Annotated in this window: 14 protein-coding genes; 7 read left to right on the top strand and 7 right to left on the bottom strand. The window is 63.1% G+C overall.

The window, feature by feature from the left end; translation table 11 throughout:
- Nucleotide 1: 1 nt before the first annotated feature.
- From ACVN9Z_RS23910 to ACVN9Z_RS23925, 4 genes are all read right to left on the bottom strand, one after another.
- Nucleotides 2-595: a hypothetical protein gene (locus tag ACVN9Z_RS23910; protein WP_458212720.1), complete on the bottom strand. Its 594-nt coding sequence runs from the start codon at nucleotides 593-595 to the stop codon at nucleotides 2-4.
- Nucleotides 596-705: 110 nt separating this feature from the next.
- Nucleotides 706-1,365, bottom strand: a complete 660-nt coding sequence (locus ACVN9Z_RS23915; RefSeq protein ID WP_006387107.1) for a glutathione S-transferase family protein — start codon at nucleotides 1,363-1,365, stop codon at nucleotides 706-708.
- On the bottom strand, nucleotides 1,362-1,841 hold the full coding sequence (locus tag ACVN9Z_RS23920; protein ID WP_006387106.1) for an SRPBCC family protein: 480 nt from the start codon (nucleotides 1,839-1,841) through the stop codon (nucleotides 1,362-1,364). The genes ACVN9Z_RS23915 and ACVN9Z_RS23920 overlap by 4 nt, the downstream gene beginning before the upstream one ends.
- A complete protein-coding gene (locus tag ACVN9Z_RS23925; RefSeq protein ID WP_148319487.1) occupies nucleotides 1,838-2,218 on the bottom strand; it encodes an ArsR/SmtB family transcription factor in 381 nt (126 codons plus the stop codon). The genes ACVN9Z_RS23920 and ACVN9Z_RS23925 overlap by 4 nt, the downstream gene beginning before the upstream one ends.
- Nucleotides 2,219-2,364: 146 nt before the next feature.
- On the opposite strand from ACVN9Z_RS23925, the gene ACVN9Z_RS23930 reads away from it, so the two are divergent.
- Together ACVN9Z_RS23930 and ACVN9Z_RS23935 are read left to right on the top strand one after the other, a co-directional pair.
- Nucleotides 2,365-2,667, top strand: coding sequence for an ArsR/SmtB family transcription factor (locus tag ACVN9Z_RS23930; RefSeq protein WP_026382898.1), 303 nt, complete (start codon nucleotides 2,365-2,367; stop codon nucleotides 2,665-2,667).
- 160 nt (nucleotides 2,668-2,827) lie between these two features.
- Nucleotides 2,828-3,790, top strand: coding sequence for a zinc-dependent alcohol dehydrogenase family protein (locus ACVN9Z_RS23935; protein WP_054444002.1), 963 nt, complete (start codon nucleotides 2,828-2,830; stop codon nucleotides 3,788-3,790).
- Between the two features lie 166 nt (nucleotides 3,791-3,956).
- On the opposite strand, the gene ACVN9Z_RS23940 is transcribed toward ACVN9Z_RS23935, so the two are convergent.
- Both ACVN9Z_RS23940 and ACVN9Z_RS23945 read right to left on the bottom strand, forming a co-directional pair.
- Nucleotides 3,957-4,853, bottom strand: coding sequence for a methylenetetrahydrofolate reductase (locus tag ACVN9Z_RS23940; protein ID WP_458212721.1), 897 nt, complete (start codon nucleotides 4,851-4,853; stop codon nucleotides 3,957-3,959).
- Between the two features lie 56 nt (nucleotides 4,854-4,909).
- Complete coding sequence (locus ACVN9Z_RS23945) at nucleotides 4,910-5,827, bottom strand: LysR family transcriptional regulator (RefSeq protein WP_026382901.1); 918 nt, start codon at nucleotides 5,825-5,827, stop codon at nucleotides 4,910-4,912.
- Nucleotides 5,828-5,952: 125 nt separating this feature from the next.
- Between ACVN9Z_RS23945 and msuE the strand changes: the two genes are divergently transcribed.
- From msuE to ACVN9Z_RS23970, 5 genes are all read left to right on the top strand, one after another.
- On the top strand, nucleotides 5,953-6,534 hold the full coding sequence (msuE, locus tag ACVN9Z_RS23950) for an FMN reductase (RefSeq protein WP_006387100.1): 582 nt from the start codon (nucleotides 5,953-5,955) through the stop codon (nucleotides 6,532-6,534).
- Between the two features lie 172 nt (nucleotides 6,535-6,706).
- The gene (locus ACVN9Z_RS23955) at nucleotides 6,707-7,690 is read left to right on the top strand and encodes a DUF1852 domain-containing protein (protein WP_006387099.1); all 984 of its coding nucleotides are present in this window, start codon (nucleotides 6,707-6,709) and stop codon (nucleotides 7,688-7,690) included.
- Between the two features lie 39 nt (nucleotides 7,691-7,729).
- The gene (locus ACVN9Z_RS23960; RefSeq protein WP_054507354.1) at nucleotides 7,730-8,758 is read left to right on the top strand and encodes a methionine synthase; all 1,029 of its coding nucleotides are present in this window, start codon (nucleotides 7,730-7,732) and stop codon (nucleotides 8,756-8,758) included.
- Between the two features lie 448 nt (nucleotides 8,759-9,206).
- Nucleotides 9,207-9,596: a hypothetical protein gene (locus ACVN9Z_RS23965; protein WP_458212722.1), complete on the top strand. Its 390-nt coding sequence runs from the start codon at nucleotides 9,207-9,209 to the stop codon at nucleotides 9,594-9,596.
- 51 nt (nucleotides 9,597-9,647) lie between these two features.
- Nucleotides 9,648-10,364: a hypothetical protein gene (locus ACVN9Z_RS23970; RefSeq protein WP_458212723.1), complete on the top strand. Its 717-nt coding sequence runs from the start codon at nucleotides 9,648-9,650 to the stop codon at nucleotides 10,362-10,364.
- A gap of 100 nt (nucleotides 10,365-10,464) precedes the next feature.
- Here ACVN9Z_RS23970 and ACVN9Z_RS23975 read toward each other — a convergent pair whose 3' ends face one another.
- Entirely contained in the window at nucleotides 10,465-11,073 is a 609-nt protein-coding gene (locus tag ACVN9Z_RS23975; protein ID WP_458212724.1) for a pentapeptide repeat-containing protein, read from the bottom strand.
- Between the last annotated feature and the right edge of the window lie 215 nt (nucleotides 11,074-11,288).

Here is an 11,288-nt window from a genome sequence, read left to right on the forward strand (position 1 = left end):
GTCAATACGTCGCGAAAGGCACTTCTACCGTCAACGCCTTGCCGCCCGCGGCCGGACGCAACGTGTAGGTGGCCACGCCGCCGTCATCGTCGGCCAGCGACGCATCCTTGCGCGATACGGCGTAGCGCTGGCCGCCGACCTCCAGCGCACCCCGCGCCGGCGCGCGGGCATCGGCCGGCACCAGCAAGCCTCCCAGCGCATCCACGCTGTCCGCGAATTCGTATGTGTCCAGCGCCCCCTCGGCGCGCAGCCGCTGCACGCGCGGCCGGTACGGCGCCGCGTCGAGGTTCCAGCCGTTGGTCAGATCGGTAATCCACGGGCCGGGAATGTCGTAGGTGCCCTCCAGTTCGGCTTCCGTCACGGCTTCGCCTTGCACCACCAGGCAGCACACCACCTTGCCGGCCTTGGCGTCGAAAGCCGCCCACTTGCTCGCCACCGGCGCGGCGCTGGGCAGCATGGAAAAATGGTATTGCTTGTCGAGCTGGGAATCGGAAACCTTGCGCCAGGCGCCCACTTGCGGCGACTGGGCGAGGCAGCTGGCGGTCAGCAGCAGGCCTGCTGTCAGGACAATGGCGCGGGACACGGAATGGGTCATCTTGGATAGCTTGTTCCAGACCAGGAAAGATCATCGAATCGGGGTCAGCGACGTAGTCTATTCCAAGTTGCCGTGTCCTCGGCTCGTGCCGTCGACGCCCCACGCCCCGCTCAATCCCGGTCCGGCGCCCCCAGCGGAAAGAAGCCGCGGTACGGACGCGCCTCGTCGACCACCCGGGCGATCGACGGCCGCGCCAGCAGCCGGGCCCGATACGCCGCCAGCGCGGGAAACCGCCCGCCCATCGGATGCACCCAATCGCCATAGAACAGCGCCGGCGCCGCGGCGCAGTCCGCAATCGTGAAGCGGCCGCAGGCGGCCCACGGCCCGTCCTGCAATCGCGCCTCCAGCCAGGCATAACACCGCGCGATGACGCCATGCGCTTGCTCCACGCCGAACGGATCGCGGCTGTCTTCGGGGCGCAAGGCGTTACCGACGATGCGTTGCATCGGCACGTGCACGTAGTCGTCGAACACCTGCGCCATCATGCGCGCAGCCAGCGCCTCGCGCGGGTCCAGGGGCACGAGCGGCGCGCCCTTGCCGTGGTGCAGGTCGAGATACTCGATGACGGCATTGCTCTGGACCACCTCCGTGACGCCATCCACCAGGGCCGGAAACTGCCCGGTCGGCGCCAGCGTCGCGATGCGGGCCGCGTGCTCGGGATGATCCGGATCGATCATGCGGAACTCGAAGTCCACCTCGCGTTCATACGCCGCGATCAGCGCCTTCCAGGTGAAGGACGAAAACGGATGACCGTAGATCGCGACCGTCATGGCAGCGCTCCGCCCGCTTGAAGCAGCGTCTCGATCATGTCGAACTGCAGCCCGGTCCCATGGCGGCGCGACTCGACGCCGTCGTTGCCGTCCGTGAACACGATCTGCTCGGTGTACGCCACGCGCGTGGCATTGCCGGCCGGCTCGATCTCCAGGCTCGACAGCGTCACGGAATGCAGCCTGCCCGAATGGAACAGGTCATAGGCGTAGACCAGCCGGCTGGCGGGCTCGATCACGTGATAGCGCGCATCGAAGCACGACACCATGCCGCTCTCGTTGAAACGCCCTTCCAGCACCTCCCGGCCGCCCACGCGAAAGTCCATTTCGCGGCGCGACAGCGTCCAGCGATCCGGCGGGCCGGTGAACCACTGCGCCTTGACGCGCGGATCGGCCCACGCCTCGAAGACCCGCTGGGCCGGCGCGTTCCACGTGCGCCGCAGCGTGAACGTGCCATGGAAAAACGGCGTGAAAGTCATGATGTCTTCCCTCCCTGATCGGGCGCGGCGCTCAGCCCGCCCGGGTGATTGCCGGCTTCGCCTTCGAGCAATTGGCCGAGGCGGTCGAATCGGTCTTCCCAAAGCTGGCGACGCTCGCTCAGCCACTGCTCCACCCGCATGACCGCCTCGGCCGAAATCCGGCATTCGCGCGTGCGTCCGCGCTTTTCCGTGACGATCAGTCCGCTGGCTTCCAGCACCCGGACATGTTGGTGGATGGCTGCCAGCGTCGAGTCGTACGGCGCCGCCAGCTCGCTGACCGAAGCCGGACCGCGGGACAGGCGCTCGAGCATGCCGCGCCGCGTCGCGTCGGCAAGCGCATGGAAGGCCAGGTCGAGTTGGGATTGATACTCAAGCATTCGCTTAAGTTAGAGAGGACGACGCGGAAAGTCAAGTATTCACTTAAGTATTTTGGTCGCTGCCTGTCCGCGTCCCACCCGGCGCGTCCCCATACGCCACGCTCGGTCATATTGACATATCGGGAATTTCCGATATCATGCCCGCCATGGACCTGCTCGACGTCTTCAAAGCCCTCTCGAACCGCACGCGCCTTGAAATCCTGAAGGGTTTGAAGGACCCCGTGAACAGCTTCCCGCCGCAGGACGAAGGGGACGTGCATACGGTCGGCGTCTGCGTCAGCAGCATCCAGGAAGGCGTCGGACTGTCCCAGTCCACCGTGTCCGACTACCTGGCCACGCTGCAACGCGCCGGCCTGGTCGAAGCCACGCGCATCGGCTCGTGGACGTATTACAAGCGCAATGAAGCCACCATCCGCGCTCTGGCCGAGATCATCGGAAAAGAGCTGTAGCTGGCGGTGGCCGAGGTCGGGCATGGCCGCCCGTGCTTATTCGGCGCCAGCTTGCCGCGCGCTTGCCTCGCCTTTTGCCTTGCCCTGTTCTTCGCATTTTTTTGTTTTTTTAAATCGACAATTCCCGATATCCCGTTTTGCCGAAATAAGGAGCCATCCAATGAAAGCCCTCGTCCTCACCGCCTTTGGCGGCCCGCAATCCTTCGAACTGCGCGACGTCCCCAAACCCGTGCCGCAAGCGGGCCAGGTCCTGGTCCGCGTCCACGCCACTTCCATCAACCCGCTGGACTACCAGGTCCGCCGGGGCGACTACCCCGATCTGGTCGCCCTGCCCGCCATCACCGGCCACGACGTCTCCGGCGTGGTCGAAGCCGTCGGGCCCGGCGTGAGCGCCTTCGTGCCGGGCGATGAAGTCTGGTACACCCCGCAGATCTTCGACGGCCCCGGCAGCTACGCCGAATACCACGTGGCCGCCGAAAGCATCGTGGGCAGGAAGCCCGCCTCGCTGAGCCATCTGGAAGCGGCCAGCCTGACGCTGGTCGGCGGCACCGCGTGGGAAGCGCTGGTCGTGCGCGCCGGCTTGCGTGTGGGAGAGAGCATCCTGGTGCACGGCGGCGCCGGCGGCGTCGGCCACGTCGCCATCCAGCTCGCGAAAGCCGTCGGCGCCAGGGTGTTCACGACCGTGCGCGACAGCAATGTCGACTTCGCGCGCAGCCTGGGCGCGGACGTCGCCATCGACTACGAAAAGGAAGATTATGTCGAGGCCATCCTGCGCGAGACCGGCGGGCGCGGCGTCGACGTGGTGTTCGACACCATCGGCGGCAACACGCTGGCGCGTAGCCCCGACGTGCTGGCGCAACTGGGCCGCGTGGTGAGCATCGTGGATATCGCGCAGCCGCAGAACCTGATCCAGGCCTGGGGCAAGAACGCCAGTTATCACTTCGTTTTCACGCGGCAGAACCGCGGGAAGCTGGACGAGTTGAGCGCGTTGGTGGCGCGTGGGCAACTGCGGCCGCACGTGGGCGCGGTGTATCCGCTTGCCGATATTCCGGCGGCGCATGCGCGGTTGGAGAGTGCGAACAACGGGCTGCGGGGAAAGATCGCGATCGCGGTGGCCGATTGACGCATCGGCGGCAAGGCGAACTCACGCTACCTATGACGAGTCATCGCCCGAGACAGTGCCGGATTGCCCGCATGGTCAGCCGTCGGCGACGCCAGGCTGACAATCACGGCGCACAACTTGCCGGGCGGCTGGCCAAACGCGGTGAAATGGGCAAGGCCGCCAAATGTCACGGCAGGGACGCCGTGGCGCAACCCGGTTGTCCGGAGCTGGCGCGATACCGTTCCAGCCAGCTCACGGACTGCGCGATCCCTCCGAACGGGAAGAAATGCAGGCTCACCTTACCATGCGCGTCCGTCAGTCCGGCGGCCAGCCGATCCACGAAAACGTCCGGCCCCGCGGCGCCAAACAGCTTGCCCAGGGAGATACCGTACTTGGCCCACATCGATGCGCAGGCGCCGACCCCGCACAAGGCGGCATAGCGCGCCAGCACCGCGATACCGGCGGGTCCCGGCACGCCCACGCGCACGGGGTGTTCGAGGCCGCGCGCGCGCAGCGCTTCGAGCCACGCCAGCACGATGTCGGCATCGAATCCAAACTGCGTGACGATCAAGGGCGACATGCCGCGCGCGCCGATGCCGCGGCACTTGCGTTCCAGCACCTCCCACCGCTGGGCCGCGCTCATGACCGGATGGCCGTCCGGATGCGCGCCCACGCCGACCACCTTGATGCCCGCGCGCTCGAAAACGCCCGTTTCGATCAGCGCGGCGCTATCGGCAAACGGCCCCGCCGGCGTCGACGGATCGCCCGCGATCACGAAGCAGCGCTCAACGCCGGCCTCGGCCACCGCCCGCGAGACGAACGCCTCCAGGTCGGCCAGCGAGGCAATGCGGCGCGCGGACAGGTGCGGCATGGGTTCCAGGCCCAGTCCGCGCACGGCCCGCGCGGCGGCCAGCCGGGCGTCATCGTCCTGGCCCGGCAGGTAGCGAATGGAAATGGTCGACCCGGGCGGTAGCCGCGACGCTGCCGCGGTCAGCGCGGCAATGTCCTTCACGCTGACTTCCAACGAACAGTCGTCGGTGATGTTGCCGGGAAAGAAAGGGGTACCGCGAGGAATCAAGGACATCGATGAAAGGCAGGCCGAACGGCTCGGCGCGCGGCCTGTGTACGGCAAAAAAGGGTTCAACCGTTGGCTTGTTGCGCAACGGTGGCGGCGGCGGCCGGCTGGCGGGCCAGCTCGATGAAGGCGCGCACGTAATCGATGGCCGTGTCGGCCTCGCGCGCCCCCAGGAAGATCTGCTTGGCGATGCCGCGGGCGCCCAGCCGCACCGGCACCACGTCCATCCGGGCGGCGTATTCCTCCACCAGCCAGCGCGGCAAGGCGGCCACGCCGCGGCCGCTGGCCACCATCTGCACCATGATGTCGGTGGTCTCGATGGCCTTGTGGCGCCTGGGCGTGACCCCGGCCGGTAACAGGAACTGGTTGTAGATGTCCAGCCGCTCGATATCCACGGGGTAACTGATCAGCACTTCCTGGGTCAACTGCTGGGGCTTCACATGCGCCACCGACGCCAGCGGATGGCCCTTGGCCACCACCAGCACCTGCTCGTAGTCGAACACCGGCTCGAACTTCAGGCCCGGCTTGAACAGCGGGTCGGGCGTGACCAGCAGGTCGATCTCGTAGCCGAACAGCGCGCCGATCCCGCCGAACTGGAACTTCTGCTTGACGTCCACATCCACGTCGGGCCACGCGGCCAGATAGGGGGAAACCACCTTGAGCAGCCACTGGTAGCAAGGATGGCATTCCATGCCGATGCGCAGCGCGCCGCGCTCGCCCTGCGCGAACTGGCCCAGGCGCTCTTCGGCCAGGTCCAGCTGCGGCAGCACGCGGTTCGCCACCGCCAGCAGGTACTGGCCGGCCTGCGTCAGGCGCAGGCTGCGGCCTTCGCGCAGCCAGACGTCGGTGCCCAGCTGCTGCTCCAGCTTCTTCATGCTGTGGCTCAAGGCGGACTGGGTCAGGCTCAGCACGCCCGCGGCGGCCGTCAATGAACCCTGCTTTTCGACCTGCTGGACGATGCTGAGATGGATGCGCTCAAGCATTCAGATGATTTCCGCTCATGGATTCGTGAAATAAAACCATTTTACTTCATCGCTTCCCGCCCCTAGTATGCGCTTCCGTCGTCTGCGGGCGCGGCGCCGCATAAATCAATTCCAGTGAAGCAAAAATGACACGTCCACTCCGTCTAGTAGCCGTTTCCGGCGGACTGCAACGCCCCTCCAAATCCGCCGCCCTGGCGCAGCACCTGATGGACCTGATCGCCGACGACGTCCCGTGCGAACAGCGCCTGGTCGAACTGGGCCAGCTCGTCCCGCACCTGGCCGGCGCCACCTGGCGCACCCACCTGCCCGACACCGTGGAGCGGGACCTTGACGCGGTCGAACAGGCGGACGTGCTGGTAGTGGCCACCCCGGTCTTTCGCGGCTCCTACACGGGGCTGTTCAAGCATTTCTTCGACTTCATCCACCAGGACGCCTTGATCGACAAGCCCGTCCTGCTGGCTGCCACCGGCGGCAGCGAACGCCATGCCCTGATGATCGACCACCAACTGCGGCCGCTGTTCAGCTTCTTCCAGGCCCGCACCTTGCCGCTGGGCGTCTACGCGACCGACAAGGATTTCGCCGACTACCGGCTGCGGGACGAAGCCTTGATCGAACGGGCCAGGCTGGCGATCGAACGGGCATTGCCCCTGATCGCGTTGTCGCGCCACGCAGGCGCCGTCGCCGCCGTGGAAGCCATCGCAGCCTGAAGCACGCCTCGGAACGCTGGCCAGGCGGCTCGTTCGCCAGCGCCGTTCCAACCCGACATCCGCCCTTCGAGCGCCCCGCAAAGGCTTGTGTTTCCCCCGCCTTGCGGCCGCCCGAACCGGCTTTTCGTTTTCCGCAGACTTTTTTTTCGCAGAATCAGCGCATCCCATCACCATGAGCAACGATTTCACCTTCAGCATCAAGAGCCTTTCTTTTGATGAAAACTATCGTCCCTCGGACAACACGCGCATCACCACCAACTTCGCCAACCTGGCCCGGGGCGAAAGCCGCCAGGAAAACCTGCGCAACACGCTGCGGATGATCGACAAGCGGTTCAACAACCTGGCGCATTGGGACAACCCCAAAGGCGACCGCTACGCCGTCGAACTCGAGATCATCACCGCCGAAATGCACATCGGCGCCGCCAGCGGTGGCGACGTCTTTCCGCTGATCGAGATCCTGAAGACCAATATCGTCGACAAGGCCAACAACGAGCGCATCGAAGGCATCGTGGGGAACAACTTCTCCTCGTACGTGCGCGACTACGACTTCAGCGTGCTGCTGCCCGAGCACAACAACGACAAGCCCACCTTCAGCACGCCGGACAATTTCGGCGATCTGCACGGCAAGCTGTTCAAGCACTTCGTCAATTCCAGCGCCTACAAGGAACGGTTCAGCAAACCGCCCGTCATCTGCATCAGCGCGTCCAGCAGCAAGACCTACCACCGGACCGAGAACCAGCACCCCATCCTGGGCGTCGAGTATCAACAGAACGAACTCTCATCGACCGACGAGTACTTCGAGAAGATGGGCCTGCGCGTGCGCTACTTCATGCCCCCGGGCAGCGCCGCCCCCCTGGCCTTCTACTTCCAGGGCGACCTGCTGGGCCACTACACCAATCTGGAGCTGATCAGCATCATCAGCACGATGGAGACCTTCCAGAAGATCTACCGCCCCGAGATCTACAACGCCAACTCCGCGGCCGGAAAGCTCTATCAACCCAGCCTGAAAAACCAGGACTACTCGCTGACGCAGATCGTCTACGACCGCGAAGAACGCAGCCAGCTGGCCGTCAAGCAAGGCAAGTTCACCGAAGAACACTTCATCAAGCCGTACAAGCACGTGCTCGAAAGCTGGGCCGCCAACTACGCGCACTAATCCCCCCGCACCAAACATCCAACACGGGACCGCAAGATCATGAAAAAACTACTGCCCACTTCGACCGCCGGCAGCCTGCCCAAACCCTCCTGGCTGGCCCAGCCTGAAAAGCTCTGGTCGCCCTGGAAGCTGCAGGACCAGGAACTGGTCGAAGGCAAGCAGGACGCCCTGCGCCTGGCCCTGCACGAACAACAACACGCCGGCATCGACATCGTCAGCGACGGCGAGCAGACCCGCCAGCACTTCGTCACCACCTTCATCGAGCACCTGGACGGCGTCGATTTCGAAAAGCGCGAAACCGTCCGGATCCGCGACCGCTATGACGCCAGCGTGCCGACCGTCGTCGGCGCCGTGAGCCGCCAGAAGCCGGTCTTCGTCGAAGACGCCAAGTTCCTGCGCCAGCAGACCAAGCAGCCCATCAAATGGGCCCTGCCCGGCCCCATGACGATGATCGACACGCTCTACGACGCCCACTACAAGAGCCGCGAAAAGCTGGCCTGGGAATTCGCCAAGATCCTCAACCAGGAAGCCAGGGAACTCGAAGCCGCCGGCGTCGACATCATCCAGTTCGACGAGCCGGCCTTCAACGTCTTCTTCGACGAGGTGAACGACTGGGGCATCGCCACCCTGGAACGCGCCATCGAAGGCCTGAAGTGCGAAACCGCCGTGCACATCTGCTACGGCTACGGCATCAAGGCCAACACCGACTGGAAGAAGACGCTGGGCTCGGAGTGGCGCCAGTACGAGGAATCCTTCCCCAAACTGCAGCAATCCAGCATCGACATCGTTTCGCTGGAATGCCATAACTCGCATGTGCCCATCGACCTGATCGAACTGATCCGCGGCAAGAAGGTGATGGTGGGCGCGATCGACGTGGCCAGCGACAAAATCGAAACGCCGGAGGAAGTGGCCAACACGCTGCGCAAGGCGCTCAAGTTCGTCGACGCCGACAAGCTCTATCCCTGCACGAACTGCGGCATGGCGCCGCTGTCGCGCGCCATTGCGCACGGCAAGCTGCTGGCGCTGAGCGAAGGCGCGGAGATCGTCCGGAAGGAATTGCAGGGGTGATATCGGAGCGGGGTGTGGGATGATCCTCTCCACACCCACCTGCCCGTGATTTTGTGCGCGGGGCCGGGGATAACAATTATTAAAACGCCTGGCCCCCGAAAATACGCACAGGCTCGATGCGAACGGAAAACTCTTCCATGGCGCAGCGAGCGACTTGAACCGCATCTGCCTCACTTGAGCCCGTATCTCGCGGCTCACGACTCGCCGTACCCACACATCCGGCCATGACTCGCCGCTGGCAAAGCGCCAGCACGCCGTGCGTGGTGAGTATGGTATTTTCGTCAGGCCCGGACCTTGCCGCGGCCGCGTTCACGTGCCTGCTTTCACCCACGCTGGCTATCAAGGGAATCCAGTTCAAATAGCAGGACGCCTCGTTGATAGGCGAATACAGTCAGCGCCGGATATCTCCATTTCTGATCCGGACTGATGTTCAGGACTTGAGGGCGTAATGAAATTCGGACTGTCTACAGACACGAGTGGCGCGACCAGTGTCCACAAGATTGCCAACGAGCTTGATTCGATATTTCCGGCCCTGGCGTCGCAATTCCCATCGGTCGAGATCGAGATTTTCTTTTTTTTTCGCTGCCTGCCAGATGGGATCGGCAGGAAGTCATCGCGGCGCTTTTCGAAGGCGGAGTCCGTTCTCTACCTGGATATGTGTCTTTCAGAGGACCTGCTGAAGGACATGGATGTGGCGCAACAGAGATCCCTCGTGGCCAGCCATTTCTTCGACTATGTTGAAGCGTCCTTGAACAAGTATGAATTCAAAGGCCTCGATGTTGCGTCATTCATGGCTGCGCTCAAGCGGGAAGCGGCGTTGATAGGTTGGCGGGATTGAACATCGAAAGCGGCAGCTGGAAGCATACATTCAAGGCATGCAGGGGTTGAAGTGATAAAAGTCAATCAAATAAGGTCGATTTCCGAGGCTGAAAAACTGGGTTCCATCGACGTCGCAGGCTTTGTCGTGGCGCGCTCGTCCTGCGCGAGCGCGCTGGACCTGGATCAGTGCAGGAGCCTCGGTAGCGTGCTCGATTGCGCGCATGCCGTCCATCCGGTGGGCGGCGTCGATGACATTGGGTTTTGCAGGGAGATCATTGCAGAGTTGAAGCCTCGCTATCTGGAGTTCACGGTTGTGGACCCGGAAAAAACCGAATTGAGCCTGGCGCAGCTGGATGCGCTGTCGAGACTGGATGTGGGCAAGATTGCCAACGGACTTTTCCTGCTCAAGGATGAGCTTTCGCTGCTGGACAGAGCTGCGCACATGGATGCGCTCGTGCAAGCCGGCGTTGAATTCTTTCAAATCGAAGTTGAATCGTTGATTGATCCCGCAGTCAGGATCGGCCCCAAGGTTCGTGCGCGAGTCGGGGAGTTCTTCTCTCGTTATCCCGCGATAATTGGGGATTCATTTTCCATGAGCGTCAAAGTCCCTGACGTGCATCAGCGTGGATATTGTTTGAATCTTTCCGTTGAAGGCGGCCGCTCATATGACTTCTCACAACAACACTATGCATTATCGTCGGCGCTGAGGATCATCAAAGGTCTGCGGACTGCTCCCGGCGCGCCGACGCGCAGGAGACCACGCGCGACCGCCCCCTATTACGACTAGGGCTACCCAGCCGCGCTAAAAAACGCGATCGATCACCCTGTCGGATGATGTTATCCGGCATGGCCGCACCTTGAAGCTCCAGCGCCGCAAGCGCATTGCCCTAACGAATCACGACCCCATCCGTGATACAGCCTTGCAGCCGCGCGAGGGCAACACCGCCAACGAACCTGCTCCTGGCAACGGATCCAGACAGGGCCTTGACTCCCGTGAAGTCACACCCTTCGAATACGCAACTGATGAAGTGAATGCCTGAGAGATTTGCCCCGGCAAACTTGCAATCGACAAACTTGCAGTCTGTCGCAAAGGACCTGGATAGATTCGAACGCGAGAAGTCACAGCCAATGAACTCCCCGCCCAACCGCGCCCCATTGAGCTTTGCGCCAACAAAGCTGCACGAATCGAATTTCCTTCGCACGAACACGTTACGCATATCCATGCGCTCAAACTTGCAACGCGTTGCCTCGGACTCATTGATGCTGGCCCCGTCTTTGAACACGGCATCGGAGAGATCGACCCTTTCGATGCTCAAGTAGCGAACCGCTTCAGCGAGCGTAATCCCTCGGTAGTCTTCAAAGCCCTCGTCAGTGAGTCCGAACGGCGATGCCGGCATCGCCCCCATCCTCATGGACTTGGCCGCATCGAGAAGACGTCTTCCGGCCAACTGCAACTGCTCTGCCTGCCATCTGGCACGTGCGTCTTTTGCCTGCATTCCCTGCACTCTCGAGCGTCATGGATTGAATTTTTGCCGGGGGCACTAGTGTAGTTGGCAGGCTTCCGTGCGCGGTCAACTGATCGCTCCCAGCTCTCTGTTGCCATACCTGCTGACCACGGGCCGATTTCGTCCGATTTAGAGGCAGCAGGGACAAGAGTCGGACGACGCGCATCTTAAATAACTCCCATTCTCAACAAAAATCGAGCTCCAAC

The organism is Achromobacter sp. KK8, assembly GCF_054188005.1.

Bases quoted from the DNA above. Each gene is read 5' to 3' on its own strand.
- ACVN9Z_RS23910 (WP_458212720.1), bottom strand. From the start codon at position 595: ATGACCCATTCCGTGTCCCGCGCCATTGTCCTGACAGCAGGCCTGCTG.
- ACVN9Z_RS23930 (WP_026382898.1), top strand. From the start codon at position 2,365: ATGGACCTGCTCGACGTCTTCAAAGCCCTCTCGAACCGCACGCGCCTT.
- ACVN9Z_RS23955 (WP_006387099.1), top strand. From the start codon at position 6,707: ATGAGCAACGATTTCACCTTCAGCATCAAGAGCCTTTCTTTTGATGAA.
- ACVN9Z_RS23935 (WP_054444002.1), top strand. From the start codon at position 2,828: ATGAAAGCCCTCGTCCTCACCGCCTTTGGCGGCCCGCAATCCTTCGAA.
- ACVN9Z_RS23965 (WP_458212722.1), top strand. From the start codon at position 9,207: ATGAAATTCGGACTGTCTACAGACACGAGTGGCGCGACCAGTGTCCAC.
- ACVN9Z_RS23925 (WP_148319487.1), bottom strand. From the start codon at position 2,218: ATGCTTGAGTATCAATCCCAACTCGACCTGGCCTTCCATGCGCTTGCC.
- ACVN9Z_RS23945 (WP_026382901.1), bottom strand. From the start codon at position 5,827: ATGCTTGAGCGCATCCATCTCAGCATCGTCCAGCAGGTCGAAAAGCAG.
- ACVN9Z_RS23915 (WP_006387107.1), bottom strand. From the start codon at position 1,365: ATGACGGTCGCGATCTACGGTCATCCGTTTTCGTCCTTCACCTGGAAG.
- ACVN9Z_RS23960 (WP_054507354.1), top strand. From the start codon at position 7,730: ATGAAAAAACTACTGCCCACTTCGACCGCCGGCAGCCTGCCCAAACCC.
- ACVN9Z_RS23920 (WP_006387106.1), bottom strand. From the start codon at position 1,841: ATGACTTTCACGCCGTTTTTCCATGGCACGTTCACGCTGCGGCGCACG.
- msuE (WP_006387100.1), top strand. From the start codon at position 5,953: ATGACACGTCCACTCCGTCTAGTAGCCGTTTCCGGCGGACTGCAACGC.
- ACVN9Z_RS23940 (WP_458212721.1), bottom strand. From the start codon at position 4,853: ATGTCCTTGATTCCTCGCGGTACCCCTTTCTTTCCCGGCAACATCACC.
- ACVN9Z_RS23975 (WP_458212724.1), bottom strand. From the start codon at position 11,073: ATGCAGGCAAAAGACGCACGTGCCAGATGGCAGGCAGAGCAGTTGCAG.